Annotated in this window: 14 protein-coding genes; 7 read left to right on the top strand and 7 right to left on the bottom strand. The window is 59.0% G+C overall.

Annotated elements, in window-relative coordinates:
- The 4 genes from NF685_RS08660 to NF685_RS08645 all read right to left on the bottom strand — a co-directional run bounded on the left by NF685_RS08660 (position 1) and on the right by NF685_RS08645 (position 4483).
- Positions 1–912 (bottom strand): N-acetylmuramic acid 6-phosphate etherase, encoded by a 912-nt coding sequence (locus NF685_RS08660; RefSeq protein ID WP_252849336.1) that lies wholly within the window; start codon positions 910–912, stop codon positions 1–3.
- Positions 905–2446, bottom strand: coding sequence for a sodium:solute symporter (locus NF685_RS08655; RefSeq protein ID WP_252849335.1), 1542 nt, complete (start codon positions 2444–2446; stop codon positions 905–907). The genes NF685_RS08660 and NF685_RS08655 overlap by 8 nt, the downstream gene beginning before the upstream one ends.
- Positions 2447–2713: 267 nt before the next feature.
- Positions 2714–3421, bottom strand: coding sequence for an acetolactate decarboxylase (locus NF685_RS08650; protein WP_252849334.1), 708 nt, complete (start codon positions 3419–3421; stop codon positions 2714–2716).
- A 102-nt stretch (positions 3422–3523) separates the two neighbouring features.
- On the bottom strand, positions 3524–4483 hold the full coding sequence (locus tag NF685_RS08645) for a glutaminase (RefSeq protein ID WP_222548174.1): 960 nt from the start codon (positions 4481–4483) through the stop codon (positions 3524–3526).
- A 214-nt stretch (positions 4484–4697) separates the two neighbouring features.
- Between NF685_RS08645 and mntR the strand changes: the two genes are divergently transcribed.
- The 6 genes from mntR (at position 4698) to NF685_RS08615 (ending at position 12987) form a co-directional block, all read left to right on the top strand.
- Positions 4698–5201 (top strand): manganese-binding transcriptional regulator MntR, encoded by a 504-nt coding sequence (gene mntR, locus NF685_RS08640; RefSeq protein WP_222548575.1) that lies wholly within the window; start codon positions 4698–4700, stop codon positions 5199–5201.
- 146 nt (positions 5202–5347) lie between these two features.
- Positions 5348–6769, top strand: coding sequence for an Nramp family divalent metal transporter (locus tag NF685_RS08635; RefSeq protein WP_252849333.1), 1422 nt, complete (start codon positions 5348–5350; stop codon positions 6767–6769).
- Between the two features lie 64 nt (positions 6770–6833).
- Complete coding sequence (locus NF685_RS08630) at positions 6834–9221, top strand: TonB-dependent receptor (protein ID WP_252849332.1); 2388 nt, start codon at positions 6834–6836, stop codon at positions 9219–9221.
- 117 nt (positions 9222–9338) lie between these two features.
- Positions 9339–11660 carry an FdhF/YdeP family oxidoreductase gene (locus NF685_RS08625; protein WP_252849331.1) on the top strand — a complete coding sequence of 774 codons (2322 nt, stop codon included), beginning with the start codon at positions 9339–9341 and terminating at the stop codon, positions 11658–11660.
- Positions 11657–12508, top strand: coding sequence for a formate dehydrogenase accessory sulfurtransferase FdhD (fdhD, locus tag NF685_RS08620; protein ID WP_252849330.1), 852 nt, complete (start codon positions 11657–11659; stop codon positions 12506–12508). The genes NF685_RS08625 and fdhD overlap by 4 nt, the downstream gene beginning before the upstream one ends.
- Entirely contained in the window at positions 12505–12987 is a 483-nt protein-coding gene (locus NF685_RS08615; RefSeq protein ID WP_252849329.1) for a nitrate reductase associated protein, read from the top strand. The genes fdhD and NF685_RS08615 overlap by 4 nt, the downstream gene beginning before the upstream one ends.
- A gap of 28 nt (positions 12988–13015) precedes the next feature.
- Here the strand turns inward: NF685_RS08615 and mobA are convergent, their stop codons facing one another.
- From mobA to NF685_RS08600, 3 genes are read right to left on the bottom strand one after another with little or no spacing between them, the layout of a single operon-like run.
- The gene (gene mobA, locus NF685_RS08610; RefSeq protein WP_252849328.1) at positions 13016–13621 is read right to left on the bottom strand and encodes a molybdenum cofactor guanylyltransferase; all 606 of its coding nucleotides are present in this window, start codon (positions 13619–13621) and stop codon (positions 13016–13018) included.
- Positions 13622–13632: 11 nt separating this feature from the next.
- Complete coding sequence (locus tag NF685_RS08605; protein WP_252849327.1) at positions 13633–13962, bottom strand: hypothetical protein; 330 nt, start codon at positions 13960–13962, stop codon at positions 13633–13635.
- On the bottom strand, positions 13959–15386 hold the full coding sequence (locus tag NF685_RS08600; RefSeq protein ID WP_252849326.1) for an amidohydrolase family protein: 1428 nt from the start codon (positions 15384–15386) through the stop codon (positions 13959–13961). Before NF685_RS08600 ends, NF685_RS08605 begins: the two co-directional genes overlap by 4 nt.
- 292 nt (positions 15387–15678) lie before the next feature.
- Between NF685_RS08600 and NF685_RS08595 the strand changes: the two genes are divergently transcribed.
- On the top strand, positions 15679–16593 hold the full coding sequence (locus NF685_RS08595) for a class I fructose-bisphosphate aldolase (RefSeq protein ID WP_252849325.1): 915 nt from the start codon (positions 15679–15681) through the stop codon (positions 16591–16593).
- The last annotated feature ends 3 nt before the right edge of the window (positions 16594–16596 follow it).

Below are 16596 nucleotides of genomic sequence, written 5' to 3'. Positions count from 1 at the left end.
TCAGGCTCCGCCCTGCATGGATCGCAATACGGCGTGGAGGTCACCCGCATGCGCGACCAGTGCCTGCTCCGCCTCATCGGGCGTCAGACCATGGCGAAGCAGCACCGCGCGCTTGACGTTCCCACCGGTCAGGGCGAGAGCCTCGCCGATTTCGGCATCGCTGCCGCCAGCAAGCCTGCGCACCATGCCGGTTGCCCGTCGTGCCAGCTTGGCGTTGGTGACACGCATATCCACCATCATGCCACGATAGACATGACCGAGACGGATCATGAGCGTGGTCGACAGCAGATTAAGCGCAGCCTTCTGGGCAGTACCCGCTTTCAGTCGCGTCGACCCTGCCACAGCTTCCGGCCCGGTGGGGAGCACAATACCATGCTCTGCCTCGCGCAGCAGACGCGTACCGGGGACACAGCTTATGCCTATCGTGATCGCACCGGCATCGCGGGCGAACCCGACAGCCGCACAGCTATAAGGTGTGTTGCCGCTCGCCGCGATGCCGAAAACCACGTCGTTCGGCCCGACATGATGCGCTGACATTTCCGTACGGGCTGCCTGTTCGTCATCCTCGGCACCTTCTGCCGCCCGGGAAAGCGCATGGCTGCCGCCTGCCAGCAACATGACCAGTTTTTCCGGCGGCCAGCCATAGGTGGGCGTCAGCTCCACACCATCCTGCATACCCACGCGTCCCGCTGTTCCTGCACCGACATAGAACAGACGCCCGCCGTTTCGCAGTCCGGGCAGGGCTGCTTCGACCGCGACCTCCAGCGCAGGCACGGCAGCGCGCACCAGCGCCGTGGCTGCCATCTGCGCTTCGGCGAGAGAGTCCAGAATGGTTGCGGTCGGCCAGAGCTCTATCGTCTCGTAGCGCGGATCATGATGCTCTGTCTGAAGGGATGGCGGGGTGTCATTCACGACGAGGCTCCTGTGAAACAAAATGAGAGCAGTCGGGTCCAGACGGCATGACTGCGCGATAGAGCCCCGCCCCGACAAGGTGAAACAGGATACCGAGTGGCACAAGCCAGGAAAAGGCAATGACGATACCGCCCTTCTGTCCCCATATCAGCACCAGTGCCATCATCACGAGCGCCCCCGCGAACCCGGCCATGACGGCACGCCTGCCGAGTGACGGGAGGAAAAGCGCGCAAAGAAATGCCCCGAGCGTCGGTCCATATGACCACCCCGCAACAGTCAGACCGAGAATGACCGCCGACTTGCTCCCCATCGTGAACAGGGCGGCGCCGGCAAGAAGAACACCGCCCCATAGCAGGGTCATGAAACGCGGCGCCGAAAGGGGCCCGGGACGGTAACCAAGGCTAAGCATCATACGTTCGATCCACTCTCTGGGGGCGGGGCCGAAATCGGTCAGGACGGCCCCCGCCATGGCATTGAGTGTGGAAGAAAGCGAGCCCATTGTTGCACTCAGCACCCCGGCGATAAGCAGCCCTGCAATGCCGGAAGGCAGCACATCGACAATGAAATGGGGAAACAACGCGTCAGGCGTATCGAGCCCGCGTGCTGCAAGGCTCTGGCCGCCCTGCACGATCCAGAGTTGTACGCCCAGCAGGGAAAGCGTTCCGAACAGCAACGCCACCACAATTGCACTCCCGATCAATGCCAGCCTTGCCTCGTGAAGCGAGCGTGCGGCCAGGATACGCTGCACCATCAGCTGATCCGTTCCATGAGAGGCCACAGACAGCACGGCCCCTCCGAACAGGGCTGCAAGCATCGTGAAGGGATCGCTCAGCCAGTTGGCAGATGTGAGCGGATGAAACAGGCGAAGCAGCCCGGCCTGCGCGGCTGCATGCCACCCTGTTGCCGACAGGGTGCCTGCAAAGCCGGACCAGACATAAATCACGCAGAACAGGGCGCCGAACCCGTAAATGCCGAGCTGGATCGCATCGGACCAGACCACGGCACGCAAACCGCCCAGAAGCGTGTAGAGCAGCGTGAAACCGAGAATGGCCAGCAGCACGCTCCATCGACCGAGCGGCAGCCCACTTTGAGATAATAGCCAGACCACAGGCAGCGCACCCGCCAGAAGGCGTATGCTCTCAGCCAGAAACCGCGTGACGAGAAAGGCACCCGAGGCCAGTCTTTGCATAGGCGCGCCGTATTGCCGGCCCAGCAGCATATAGGCGCTTGTCATCGACCCCTCTGAGTAGCGCGGCAGAAACCACAGGGCGACGATGCTGCGGCCTATGAAATACCCTGCCGCAATGCCGAGAAAGACCATGCCCTGCGTGTAGCCTATCCCGGGAATGCTGATGAATGTGAGGGTCGAGGTCTCGGTCGCGACAAGGGAAAAGCACAGGGCCCACCAAGGCAGATCATGATGGGCAGAAAGAAAATCCGAGGCGGAACCACGCCCTGTCCGGCTCACGCGCCAGACCAGAAGCGATAACCCGGCAAAATAGACAAGAATGACGAGACAATCGAGCAGATGCATTGGCGAGGACCGGATCCGGGGCGAGGCAGATCCCATGATGACAGCAGACAGACCTCATGCAAGCCCCGCGCCTCATACCGGGTGCGAAACAACAAAATTACGCGGCCCGTTTCTGTTTCCGGCATCTGCCTGTGCGGGACAGCGCGCCGCATCTCCTATCCCGCCGGGATTTGCAAATTCGGACGCAAGGGAGCTGCCAGACAGTGAAAATCCGCGCACTGCAAAGCAGCATATTGCAAGGCTGCGCATTACAAGACAGCCGGGGCGTCATTTCTCGATACGATGGATAACCTCATCGAGCGCATTTACGTCGATCCTGCGATCGCGAAAGGCTGCACCCGTGGGATTATGGATTTCGATCGTCTCCTTCTCCTCAAAGCTCAGTGTGGCGTGCCCGGCACTGAATTCGAGTACATGCCCGCTGATCTTCTCGTCCCTGTCGAGAAAATGGAAGTGAAACCCCGGCACCGATACGCGTCCGAAAAGCTCAGGAGTCCAGAACCCGATAAGCCTGCCTGTAATCGCCCGATGCCGGTCAACTTTCTGACCTGCCGCCACATCCTCCACGCTTCGGGTGCCGTCTCCGGCGCGCTGGGGGCGCCTGATGACAAGATCGTCGAACTCTGCCTCGATGCTTACCGCCAGAAAGATATTATCCGTGTTGATGAACCGGCGCAGCATTCCCGTAGCCGTCTCATGCGTGACAGGCCCGATCTGCTGGCTATCCTGAGCGACAAACTGCGTGACCTGCATGAAAGGCACGTCTGTTTCGACGGACAGGCAATGCAGTGTCTCGCCTGCTGTGGCCTCATGAATACGACCATTCCAGATGGTCAGTTCACCACTGATCTGCGCGGAGCATCCCAGCCCGAAAGCCCGTTCACCCTCGCAGCAGAGCGAAGCAAGCGATTTTCCGGGTTCGAAACACCCGGCCATCAGCGCCCCTATGGTTGAGAACTGCGTAATCCTGCTCATTGATATGGGCTCCTGCCGTCTATTCTGCCATCTGTTCTTTTCGAAGGCGGGTGTGAGAGACCGCCCTTTACGGGCAGAACGCGTGAGGCCCCGAAGCAGGTTTCACAAAATGGTCTGCACCGAGAGGGGAAAAGGATTGAACACCGACCAGCCGGTTCTTTGAACCAGACGCTCCAGAGCCAGCGTTCCGAGCAGCGAATTGCCTTGGCTGTTGAGCCCCGGCGACCAGACGGCCACAGAAGCAATCCCCGGCGCTATGGCCAGAATGCCTCCTCCGACGCCTGATTTACCGGGCAGACCGACGCGTATGGCGAAAGCGCCGGACCCGTCATAATGACCGCACATCATCATGAGGGCCATAATGGTACGCGCATGCGGCACGGTCGTGATCATACGCCCCGAGTGCAGATCGACCCCGCCTGTCATGAGATAGCCACCGATGGAGGCAAGCTGCCTGCATGACATGGTCAGGGCGCACTGATGAAAGTACAGATCGAGCGTATCTTCGATCGGGTTACGGATATTGCCGAATGTGCGCATGTAATTGGCGAGCGCCGCATTACGAAACCCCGTATCGCGTTCCTGCTGGGCCATGTGCTCGTCGATATGCAATCCGTCGGGTGTGCCGGATTGCAGAAGGGAAAAATCAAGCAGGGCCTGACGTGCGCCCAGACGCCCCAGACGTGTCACAAGAATGTCCGAGATGACGATGGCGCCGGCATTGATGAACGGGTTGCGCGGAATGCCATGCTCGCTTTCGAGCTGGACGATAGAGTTGAAGGCACTTCCAGAAGGTTCCTGACGGACGCGGCTCCACAGTTCGCTTCCCTCGAGTGTCAGTGCCAGCGTCAGACCGAAAACCTTGGACAGACTCTGGATCGAGAAGGCCTCGTCGGCATCTCCGGCCACATGGGCCTGCCCACCGGCATCGATCACGGCAATGCCGAATTTCGACGGATCGACACAGGCCAGAGGCGGTATGTAATCCGCCACATGACCGCGCTCGCTGATACCCTGCATTTCATGCGCGATATCGGCAACGATACTGTCGAGATCGGCCATGCCCTGTCCTTCTTGCTCTATCCTGAACGTGACCCGAGACATGGCATGCCGGACCGGACGAGACAACGCTTTCACACGCCATCGCTCCGCCTTGCGGGACATTCTTTCGACAGCCTCCTCATACCGTATGTCCCTGTCCGAAACTGCCCGGCATGGCGCTCCTCTTGCGATCATGACAGTTGAGGTCGGCGGGCTTATCTGCAATGACACGGGCATGACTGGCGGCATCAAAAGAACGGACGGGAGCAATCCGGCCCATAAGGGCTACGGAGAGGCCACCCTGCCCGATATCGACACGCAATCCGAAGGGTTCCGCCTCAATCGCGAGGCCCGTCGCAATGCGCTGATCGAGGATTACGTCGAGCTTATTGCCGACCTTCTGGCCGAAGGTCATGAGGCCCGCCAGGTCGATATCGCAACGCGTCTGGGCGTCTCACAACCCACGGTTGCGAAAATGCTAACGAGACTGGCCAATGAAGGCTATGTGCATCGACGGCCTTATCGTGGCGTCTTTCTGACCGAGCGCGGTCAGGAGATTGCAAACCAGACCAAGAAACGTCACCAGATTGTCGAGAGCTTTCTGCGCGCTCTGGGGATCAGCGAAGACACCGTGCGCGTCGATGCCGAGGGCATAGAGCATTACGTGAGCGACGAAACGCTCGAAGCCTTTGATCGCGCACTACGGCAAGGACTCGCAGACCTGGTGGCGCGCGCCTGAAACGTGCCCGGAACTTCCTTCCGATCTATCGCGCCCCGGCTTTCCAGACGAACCCGGTCTTCAATTACGTGTTATCTGCAGGAACTCGTGTGAGTTGATAAATATAGCATATTGCATATTTATGAGCCTTAGGTTTCAGTGCCCTCATGTCTCTCTCCGATGCTACCCGCCCACTGAACGGCCCTGACGACACGACGCACAACGACCCATCCCAGGACACCCCCCATTCAGGGAAGTCAGCAGGATGGAAGCTGGTGCGCGCGGTAGGACCGGAGGGCAACAGCCTGCCCGAGGTCTTCGCCTCGGTACGGGTCGGCACGCAGGACATGAGCTGGTTCAAACGTTTCATGGCCTTTGTCGGCCCCGGCTATATGGTGGCCGTCGGATATATGGATCCCGGCAACTGGGCCACCGATCTTCAGGGCGGAGCGCAGTTCGGCTATACGCTTCTCTCCGTCATCATGATCTCCAATCTGATGGCGATCCTGCTACAGGCTCTGGCAGCCCGTCTGGGCATCGTGACAGGGCGCGATCTGGCGCAGGCCTGCAGGGACCATTTTCCGCCTGCGGTCACGATGGTGCTCTGGCTGACATGCGAGCTTGCGATCATCGCCTGCGATCTGGCCGAAGTTATCGGCACGGCGGTTGCGCTTCAGCTGCTGTTTCATATTCCACTGCTAGTCGGTGCGCTTATATCCGCGTTCGATGCCTTGATCGTGCTGTTTCTAATGAACAGGGGCTTTCGCTATCTCGAAGCCTTCATCATTGCCCTGCTCACCATTATCGCCCTGTGTTTCGGTGCGCAGCTGATCGCTGCCTCGCCCCCCATAGGGGCCATGCTCGAAGGCTTCGTGCCGCGCATGGAAATCGTCACCAATCCTGCCATGCTCTATATCGCAATCGGTATTATCGGCGCGACGGTCATGCCGCATAACCTCTACCTGCATTCCTCCATCGTGCAGACCCGCGCCTATCCGCGGACAGAGCCGGGCCGGCGCGAGGCCCTGCGCTGGGCCACGCTGGACAGCACGATCGCTCTCATGCTGGCCCTCTTCATCAATGCCGCCATTCTGATCGTCGCTGCGGCTGCCTTTCATATGACCGGCCATCGGGATGTTGCCGAAATCGAAGATGCCTATCGCCTTCTCTCGCCCATTCTCGGGATGGGCCTTGCCTCGACCCTGTTTGCCATCGCGCTGCTCGCAGCGGGAACGAATTCGACCGTGACCGGCACGCTCGCAGGGCAGATCGTCATGGAAGGGTTTTTGCATCTCACCCTGCCCCACTGGGCGCGCAGGCTCATCACGCGTGGCATTGCCATTATTCCCGTCGTGATTGTGACGGCGCTCTATGGCGATCATGGCGTCGGCACATTGCTGATCTTCAGCCAGGTCGTGCTGTCGCTGCAATTGCCCTTCGCCGTCATTCCCCTGGTGATGTTCGTCTCGGACCGTCGCAAGATGGGTGCCTTTACAATCGGCCCTGCCATGCAATGCCTCTCATGGGGCGTGGCAGGTCTGATCCTCATTCTCAATTTCAAACTGCTTTACGACACGCTCGCCAGCTGAGCACACGCGACACCGCCTTTTCACTCGACAGATCTCTCAACGTCATAAAGGTACCGCCAGAACCATGTCTTCTTCGCAGCATTTATATAGCATTTGCTATGATAGAGAGCATTCAGGTTTTAATGAAGCAATTCCCTATAAAACTGCAGCCCGAAGCCTCTGCTCGGCGTTTTTCGCTCCGGGTCTGTTTTTCGCACCTGGTCTGATCGTCCTCCTTTCCGGCACTGCCCAGGCCAGCGAAGCGAAAGACCGTAATGACAGTCGATCCACGCAGGAAACAGCCCGGCCAAAAGCCCATGCGAAAGCGGGACAATCCAGCCCTCATGCGCAACAAGCCGGGTGGACCGAAACGAAAGTCCCGGCGCAGCCCGCCAAGAGCACTTCTACCGAAGCTGCGTCGGACAGCATTGTCAGGCAGCCGAAACCGGAACGCGAAGAAATTACCGTTACTGCCCATATGGATCAGATACGCGGGCGTATCGCACCGGGGCTCGGGGCCGTGTCCTATGGCATCGATCAGCGCCAGATACAGGTGACACCGGGTGGTGAGAATGCTGCATTCAGCCAGATCCTGCTGCGTCTGCCGGGCGTGGTCATGGACTCTTATGGCGAGGTGCATGTGCGCGGCGAGCATGGCGGGCTCACCTATCGCGTCAATGGTGTATTGCTGCCTGAAGGTCTCAACGGGTTTGGTCAGGAGCTGGACAGCCGTATCATCCAGTCTGTCGACCTGCTGACCGGCACGCTGCCCGCACAGTTCGGCTTTCGCACGTCGGGGGTGATCGACGTGAAAACCAAAACGGGCGATACGCTCAGGAACAATCAGTTTTCGCTCTATGGCGGGAGCTACAACACGTTTATCCCTTCCCTGCAGCTCGGAGGATCGAAAGGGAAATGGGATTACTTCCTCACCGCCTCCTACAACCGCAACGATCTGGGGATAGAAAACCCCACCAACTCCTTTCGTGCGACGCATGACTTCACGCAGCAGGAGAAGGCGTTCGGTTATCTGGCCTATCAGATCGACGATGAAAGCCGTGTGAGCTTTCTGACCAGCGCATCCTATGCGGATTTTCAGCTGCCCAACACCACAGCCCTGCCGATCCTCTATCAGTCCTCCACCATCGCGCCCGACGATCCGGACATACAGTCACGCCTTTTACGCGACGGTCAGACCGAGCAGAATTACTACGCCGTTCTTTCCTATCAACGCAGCACCGAAAAACTGAATCTGCAGGTCTCACCCTATTTCCGTTACGGCCGCATAGGCTATCGCAACGATCCGGATCGCGATCTCGCCTTTTCGGGTATTTCACAGCATGAGGTGAACGATTTCACGACGGGAGGCCTGCAGATCGATAATTCCTATGACATCGCCCCCCATCATGTCCTGCGTTTCGGCCTGCTCGGACAATATACATCCGAAAGACTGGACACGAATACGCTGGCCTTTCCGGTCGATGAGGATGGGGCACAAGCCACGACCGATCCGAAACGGATCATCGATCATGGCGGCAACTGGGCTGTGGAGGCCGGAGCCTATATCCAGGACGAGTTCCATATCACGCCGAAGCTGACCTTCAATTACGGCCTGCGCTACGACCGATTTGCATCGTCGTTTCATAATGAAGGCCAGTTGAGCCCAAGAGCGAACATGGTCTGGAAGGCCTCGCCTAGCACGACGGTCCATTTCGGCTATTCGCGTTACTTTGCGCCTCCCTCGCCTCAGTACATAACCGACGCGACCCTGCGAAAATTTGCCGGCACGACCAATGCACCCGAGACGATGCTCAACACACCGACGCGTGTTGAAAAATCGCATTATGTCGATGTCGGTATCCTGCAGCATGTCACGCATGACTATCAGATCACCCTCGATGCTTTCGGCAAGTGGGCGCGGGACCAGGGCGATCTCGGGCAGTTCGGCCGCGCCGTGATCCTGGCACCGTTCAGCTACAGGAAAGGACGTGTCTACGGCGCGGAAATCGGCAATTCATGGCGGCATGGCGGCTGGTCGATCTACGGGAACTTCTCGTTCGTGAAAACCTGGGCCAAGGATATCAATTCGGCGCAGTACCAGTTCGAGGTGGCCGAGCTGGATTATATCAGACGTCACGGGATCCAGCTCGATCACCAGGGCGAGTTCACCTCATCGGCTGGCGTTTCCTATAGCAACACCCATGATATGGCCTATCTGGATTTTCTGTATGGCTATGGCCTGCGCAGCGGCTTTGCCAATCTGGACAAACAGCCCTCCTACGCGATTTTCAATATCGGTTATGCGCATACATTCACCCATGTTCCGGTCGGTCACGCACTCAAACTACGCCTCGATGTGGTCAATCTGTTCGATCACCGCTACCAGATCCGGGATGGCAGCGGCGTGGGTGTGACACAGGCGCAGTACGGCCAGCGACGCGGGACCTTCTTCTCGATGGTCAGCAGTTTCTGAACGCCAGCGGCACACAGGCAAGACAGAGGCATCCTCACGCAGAAATGAGATGAGGATTCCGACGTTGGCAAGAATCCTGCGTTTATGCTGGGCGCCCCTTCCACCGGAGACCTGCCGATGTCCGAACGCAAGACCGTCTATCGCCCCTATCATCACCCTGCGGGGGGATGGGGTGCGCTGAAAGCGACGGCCAAGGCGCTGCTCGAACAGAGTGTGGTCACCAAGGGATCGCGTGCCCTGCTTTCCATGAACCAGCCGGGCGGGTTCAAATGTCCAAGCTGCGCCTTTCCCGATCCGACCCATCACAAGAAGATCGAATTCTGCGAGAATGGCGTGAAAGGGCTTGCGGTCGAAGCCACAAAAAAGCGCGTGACACGGGCATTCTTCGCAGAGCACAGCGTAAGCGCCCTGGCGCAGCAGAGCGATTACTGGCTTGAGGACCAGGGGCGCCTGACCGAGCCCATGCGATACGATGCACAGACGGATCATTACGTTCCGTGCAGCTGGGAGGATGCCTTCACCCTGATCGGAACGCATCTGCGCGGTCTGGAGTCACCCGATCAGGCCGAGTTCTACACTTCGGGCAGAACCTCGAACGAGGCCGCTTTCCTCTATTCGGTGTTCGTGCGCGCGTATGGCACCAATAATTTTCCCGATTGCTCGAACATGTGTCACGAGCCCACAAGTCGCGGGCTGCCCGGTGCCATAGGGATCGGCAAGGGCACAGTCGTGATGAACGACTTCGATCATGCCGAGGCCATTTTCATCGTGGGGCAGAATACCGGCACCAATTCGCCCCGCATGATGGGATTGCTGGCTCATGCGCGCAAACGCAACGTGCCGATCGTGGTGGTCAATCCCATGCCGGAACGCGCCCTCATCCGCTTTACCGAACCGCAGGATCCCGTGCAGATGGCAACCGGCGGCTCGACCGCCATCGCCACCGAATTCGTTCATATCCGGATCGGGGGCGATCTCGCCTTTTTCAAGGGCATGATGAAAGCCCTTTTTGCGCGCGACGCAGCAGGCGAGTCCGTGCTCGACCACGATTTCATTGCCACACACACAGAGGGCTTCGTCGCCCTGCGTGATGAAGTCATGCAGCATGACTGGGCCGAGATCGAACGACTGTCCGGCATAGGGCGAGAACAGATTGAGCGTGCCGCTTCGATCTACGCGCGATCCAACGCCACGATCGTCTGCTTCGGCATGGGCATTACCCAGCATCAGCAGGGCGCCAGAATGATCCAGCAGATCGCGGCCTTTCTGATGCTACGTGGCAATTTCGGCAAGAAGGGCGCTGGTATTGCACCGATACGCGGGCATTCGAACGTGCAGGGCGACCGCACGGTCGGGATCGATGAAAAGCCGACACAGGCCTATCTCGACCGTCTGCGTGATGTCTTCGGCTTTGAGCCGCCGCGCGCCCACGGCCATCATGCTGTTGATTCTGTCGAAGCGATGCTTGCAGGAACAGCGCGTGTGTTCATCGGCATGGGTGGCAATTTCGTCCATGCCATTCCCGACACCCCACGCGCCTATGAGGCCATGCGTCGGCTCGACCTGACGGTCGGTATCGCGACCAAGCTGAATCGAGGCCATATCGTGCATGGGCGCGATGCGCTGATCCTGCCTGTCGTTGCCCGCTCCGAGATCGACCGTCAGGCCACGGGCGAGCAGTTCGTGACCATCGAGGATGCCATGTCGACGGTGACGGCTTCGCGCGGCGTGCTGGAGCCGGCAAGTCCCCACCTGCTTTCCGAAGTGGCGATCGTCTGCGGCATGGCGCAGGCCACGCTGCCTGAAAGCACGATCCCATGGGCCCTCTACCCTACGGATTACGGCCTGATCCGCGACAGGATCGCAGCCGTTTATCCAGAAATCTATGCCGATTTCAACGCGAGGATACGTAACCCCCAGGGCTTTCACCTCGATATTCCACCCCGTAGACGCGTGTGGAAAACGCCTAGCGGCAAGGCCCAGTTTCTTCTCTTCCCCGGGCTCGCGGTCGATGACCGGGTGGACGATCCTGACATGCTGCGTCTGTCGACCATACGCTCGCACGACCAGTTCAACACCACGATCTACAGCATGAACGACCGCTATCGCGGGATTTTCAATACACGCATGGTCGTGTTCATGAATGACGAGGATATGGAAGCACGCGGAATCGTACAGGAGATGGTCGTCAGTCTCGAAACGATATCGACAGACGGTCATAAAAGGCGCGTGGATGATCTGGTTGCGGTCGCCTACCCCATGCCCAGAGGCGCGATTGCCGGATATTATCCCGAGCTGAACCCGCTTCTGCCACTCAATCATTTTGACGAGATCAGCGGGACACCGGCAGCCAAATCGATCCCCGTGCGCGTTATCTGCCCTGCACAACCACCCGTTCTTGCAAAGTCACCCGTTCTGTCGCCGGAGGGAGCGTCATGACGACAAGACCAGACAGTCTCGTTACCGCCCATGTTCTGCGTCATGCCATCGAGATCGGAACCGAAGGCATGCAGGAGCGGATCGAACTCGGCATTGCCGAGGAAATTCCTCTGAAGCTGATTTTCAACGAATTCCATATTCATGCCGTCATGATGGTCACGCCGCTCGACCTGCATGATTTCGTGCTGGGCTTCGTGCTCACCGAAAAGATCATAGCCAGTCCGGCCGATCTGATTTCCTGTCATATCGAACGCCAGCATGACGAGTTATGCGCGCATATTCGTATTTCAGGGGCTGATTTCAGCCGTCTGATCCGTCGCGGTCAGCGTCTTCTGACTGGCGGAAGCTCCTGTGGCCTTTGTGGTGTGACCTCACTTGAGGATATTGCCAGCGCCACGCCGATCCTGCCTGCCCATTCCATTCCGGTCGCGGCCATACGCAAGGCCCTCAGGGCTCTCCCCGAACATCAGGTCCTCAACCGTCAGGTTCATATGGTGCATGCCGCGGCATGGGCGGCGCCGGATGGAGAAATCCACTATGTGCGCGAGGATGTGGGACGCCATAATGCGCTCGACAAACTGATCGGCGTACTGAGCCAGTCGCCCCGCGACCCGGGACGCGGATTTTGCCTGCTGACGAGCCGCTGCTCATATGAGATGGTCGAGAAGGCTCTTACCATCGGGATATCGACCCTCGTGGCCATCTCGTCACCGACAGATCGCGCCATACAGATTGCCCGTCGGGCAGATATGACCCTGATCGGCAATGCCCGACCGGACCGCCTCGCCGTATTCTGCGGTGGACACCGCCTGATAAGACCGGAGACCGTCGAGATGCTGTCGACATGAATGTGCCTGCCCATAACGTTCTTTTTGCTTTCGAACAGGATTTCGCAGGGACGCTACGCTGCATTCCCATGTGTGTCCGGCTCAAGCTGGATCTGGTCAGAATAAAAATGAGCCTGCGGCAATGGAGCCAGATCGGCGCCGATCAGCGTCGTGTTCTGCTCGATCTGCCCTGTACGACGCCCGAACAGCAGCACGTTTATCGCGATACGCTTGTTGCTCTGATCGAACGTCACTGCGACGAGCCGGTAAAGGAACTGGTGAAGCACGACGATGCGCTGTGGCAGGACGCGGGCGCGGTGCCAGAATGCGTCATAGCCCAGGCCACCAGCGATCATGTCGATCCGCCGTCATGCGATTCATGGCAGGCCCTGAACCCGCTACGCCGTTTCGCTCTCGTCAAACTCGCCCGCTCGAAGCATGAAAACGAGAATTTCGTTCCCGCCATGCGTGAATTCGGTCTGCTATCAACTGAAATGTGACCGCGGTGAACTGTGACCAGAGGCAGGCTCAGGAAACAGTCATCGCTGCGCGAGGATCCTCGGCCAGCCTCGACAGATCCTCGCGCGTATTGACGTTGAAGAAAGGGTCATGAGACGTTGCGTCAAAAATGACGGTTCTCATACCGAGGGCCGATGCAAAGGGACGCACGGCCAAACCATGGCGATCCCCGGATAGCGCTGCTTTTTCGAGTATCTCTCGTAGTAGAGTCAGGCCTGAAACAGGCCACAACGCGATCAGAGGATGGATACGCTCATTGCTTTGTGCACAGGCGGGCACCCGACCAAGACGCGTCACGAGATCACAGGGAAGAAACGGAGTGTCGCCCGCTACGGTAAGGACTTTCTGCCTGCCACGCCCTGCTGCCCATTCGAGCGCTGAGAGAATACCTGAAAGGGGGCCACGGTCAGTCTGACGATCCAGCAGGACAGGCAGACCGAAGGCTGAGAGTTCCACCTGCTCTTTGCGTGCCGCAATGGCGAGAGCATCGGTTTGCCGGGCCAGCCGCCTGATGATCTCCGCAAGAAGCGTACCATCTCCCAACGGAAGCAGGGACTTGGTGCATCCGCCAAGCCTGCTCCCTCGACCACCCGCAAGGATGACGGCATCGACCAAGGTAATCTGCCTTAATGCGGCCCGCCCGGCTGCATGACCGGTTGGGGCACACCCGGTGGGACAGGATGCGGGCGATGCCTATGATGACGCACCAGTGGCGGAGGCGGAGGCGGTGGCGGAGGAGCGACCTGAACAGGTCGGAAGGGCGGCGGTGCCTCGCCCCTGTGATAATATGGGCCCTTGTAATTATTGTTGAGCTGCGAGGAGTTCAGCTGATCGATCATGCTGTTCCCGGTTCCGTCAGCATAGCGGGGTGAGGCAACCGGCCCCTGCCGTGCCATGGCAACCGATGGAGAAGCGAGCAGCAATACTGCAACGAGCGACTTGAAATGACGGTTCATAATGTCGGCCCTTTGGTGACGGATCCGTCCGAGACAGGCTTGCCGCGCTGCCAGACCTGAGAAATCAGATCGACATCTGATATGGTGCGATCCGGCGCACCGTCAATGACGAGAAAATCCGCACGCTTACCTGGCGCAATGACCCCACGATCCTGCAAGCCAAGCAGGAGCGCTGCCTTCTGGGTAGCGAGATTGATGGCCTGCAAAGGGGTGAGACCGGATGCGACCAGAAGCACAAGTTCGCGATGTTCGGCAAAGCCGGGCAGACGCAGCGGCGTGGCACCGGAATCCGTACCGAAACCGATATTCACACCGGCCTTGTAGAGCGCCAGAACGTTATGCTCATTCATCAGCAGCGCCCTGTGTGCCGCCTCTGTCGCGGGTTTTGCGCGTGTCTCCCTGCGCCAGTCCTCGCGGGCAACCGTCTCGCGCAGAGCGGGTGACATGGCATTGCGGGCGACGGGCTGCGTGAGCGTTTCAGGATGCTCAGCGAAATAATAGGTCGATTCATCGAGCGCGAGCGTCGGGATATACCAGGCTCCTGTCGTTCTGAGCTGGGTGATCAGGGTCTGGTCCACCGGCTTGTCCCGAACACCATGCGCCAGAATATCTGCGCCATGCTGAAGCGCCATATGCGCCAGATCGAGATCGTGGATATGCACGGCAACACGCAGATGACGCCTGTGCGCCTCCATGATCGCAGCCTGCCAGACGGGCGCCCCCAAAAGCGGTAGAGGGGGCTTTCCAGGGTTTGTCAGACGCAGGTCGTCGAGCCAGATTTTAACGAAATCGGTCCCTTCATCGGCCATGCGATCGACTGCCTGCCTTGCCTCCTGAGGCGTCGAGGGGCGAAAAATCTGGTCCCGGCCCATATGATCGATCATTGCTTCAGGCGGCATACCGCCGGGCGCGCCGATGCCCTGATCCACGCCGAACAGGTCAGCGCCGGAATTGGTTCCCTGATGCTGCTCGCGCCTGAGCTGATCGAATAGCGGCGATTTGTTCAGGCCGAGCGAGGTAACAGTGAGCACACCGTAGCGTGCATACTGGTCCAGAGCAGCCAGAATATTTGCGCGTGTATAATTGGCCGATGCGGCCTTCATCCCATTTACGAGACCGACGTGACTATGATCGCTCACAAGGGCCGGCATGATCGTCTTGCCGGCAAGATCGATCGTTTTCATGGTCTCGGGAATTCCTGCCCCCCTGGGCGTATCGGGACCCAGAGACACGATCTGGCCGTGGTCGACAACCATCGTCATACCGGTGCGGGCTTTTGCTCCCGTTCCGTCGATGACACGCATATGGGTGAATGCAACTGGCTCCGCATAAGCGGCAACAGTGAAAACAGATGCCCCAAGCAAAGGGAGCAACGCCAGGCCACGCCTCGTCCGAGTGCCGGCAATCCGGCCTGAATACTGCATGACGGCTCCTCCTGCCCTTTTCCACGCTTATGCCCGGACGCTTGCCCGGATTGCGCCCGCCACTTCTGTGATGGCGGACACCGATCCCGATCCTCTCGGACAATCTGTGGATCATCCGCAAAGGAACGCTGCAGCGGAAAGAGGGATCCCACTCACGAACCACCTATCCTATCTGTGAAGGATAGTTCCCAGTTCGAAAGAAACGGACACGCTGTGCAACAGTTAAGGAACGGTGTGATCGAAGCCCTTTGGCGAGAAACCGGAGGGACGACCGTAAAACAAGGAGCGTTTCATGTCGCTTACCCCTCAGGTCAAAGCCATTCTCGACAACTACGAGTCCGACAACCCCGGCACCAAAGCCAATCTGGTGCGCCTGATGAACACAGGTGTTCTGGCCGGTACGGGCAAGCTCGTCATTCTGCCAGTCGATCAGGGTTTCGAACATGGACCGGCGCGTTCCTTTGCTGCCAATCCTCCGGCTTATGACCCGCATTACCATTTCTCGCTTGCAATTGAGGCGGGTCTGAACGCTTTTGCAGCCCCTATTGGCATGCTCGAAGCTGGCGCCTCGACCTTTGCCGGTCAGCTTCCTCTTATCCTGAAATGCAACAGTTCGAACTCCCTCGCGACCGAAAAGAACCAGGCTGTGACAGGCACGGTTGCAGATGCGTTGCGACTGGGGTGTTCGGCCATCGGGTTCACGATCTATCCGGGTAGCGAATACTGCTTCGACCAGATGAACGAACTGCGCGAACTCGCTCAGGAGGCCAAGGCGGCCGGGCTGGTGGTGATCGTCTGGAGTTATCCGCGCGGTCCGATGCTGGACAAGGCCGGTGAAACCGCCATCGATATCTGCGCCTATGCCGCCCATATGGCGGCGGAGTGCGGTGCCCATATCATCAAGGTCAAGCCACCCACCGATGTTCTGTCCCTTCCGGCAGCGAAAAAAGTCTATCTGGACGAGAAGATCGATATATCCACCATGGAGGCGCGTGTGCGCCATGTGGTGCAGTCGACCTTTGCAGGGCGTCGTATCGTCATCTTCTCTGGCGGAGAGCATGAAAGCACCGACGCGCTGCTCGATACCATCCGCGGTATCAAGGCAGGTGGCGGTTTCGGATCGATCATCGGACGCAACACGTTCCAGCGCCCGCGGGCGGAGGCGCTTGCCCTGCTCTCATCGATAACCGGTATTTTCAAGGGCTGAGGG

This window comes from Asaia lannensis NBRC 102526 (genome assembly GCF_024054035.1).
Lineage (GTDB): Bacteria > Pseudomonadota > Alphaproteobacteria > Acetobacterales > Acetobacteraceae > Asaia > Asaia lannensis.
The sequence above is the reverse complement of the archived record's forward strand: the minus strand, read 5'-3'. Positions and strand labels throughout refer to the sequence as shown.

Excerpts from the sequence above, each read along its gene's own strand:
- NF685_RS08655 (WP_252849335.1), bottom strand. The coding sequence starts at position 2,446 with ATGCATCTGCTCGATTGTCTCGTCATTCTTGTCTATTTTGCCGGGTTA.
- NF685_RS08650 (WP_252849334.1), bottom strand. The coding sequence starts at position 3,421 with ATGAGCAGGATTACGCAGTTCTCAACCATAGGGGCGCTGATGGCCGGG.
- NF685_RS08645 (WP_222548174.1), bottom strand. The coding sequence starts at position 4,483 with ATGGCCGATCTCGACAGTATCGTTGCCGATATCGCGCATGAAATGCAG.
- mntR (WP_222548575.1), top strand. The coding sequence starts at position 4,698 with ATGACTGGCGGCATCAAAAGAACGGACGGGAGCAATCCGGCCCATAAG.
- NF685_RS08635 (WP_252849333.1), top strand. The coding sequence starts at position 5,348 with ATGTCTCTCTCCGATGCTACCCGCCCACTGAACGGCCCTGACGACACG.
- NF685_RS08630 (WP_252849332.1), top strand. The coding sequence starts at position 6,834 with ATGTCTTCTTCGCAGCATTTATATAGCATTTGCTATGATAGAGAGCAT.
- NF685_RS08625 (WP_252849331.1), top strand. The coding sequence starts at position 9,339 with ATGTCCGAACGCAAGACCGTCTATCGCCCCTATCATCACCCTGCGGGG.
- fdhD (WP_252849330.1), top strand. The coding sequence starts at position 11,657 with ATGACGACAAGACCAGACAGTCTCGTTACCGCCCATGTTCTGCGTCAT.
- NF685_RS08615 (WP_252849329.1), top strand. The coding sequence starts at position 12,505 with ATGAATGTGCCTGCCCATAACGTTCTTTTTGCTTTCGAACAGGATTTC.
- NF685_RS08605 (WP_252849327.1), bottom strand. The coding sequence starts at position 13,962 with ATGAACCGTCATTTCAAGTCGCTCGTTGCAGTATTGCTGCTCGCTTCT.
- NF685_RS08600 (WP_252849326.1), bottom strand. The coding sequence starts at position 15,386 with ATGCAGTATTCAGGCCGGATTGCCGGCACTCGGACGAGGCGTGGCCTG.
- NF685_RS08595 (WP_252849325.1), top strand. The coding sequence starts at position 15,679 with ATGTCGCTTACCCCTCAGGTCAAAGCCATTCTCGACAACTACGAGTCC.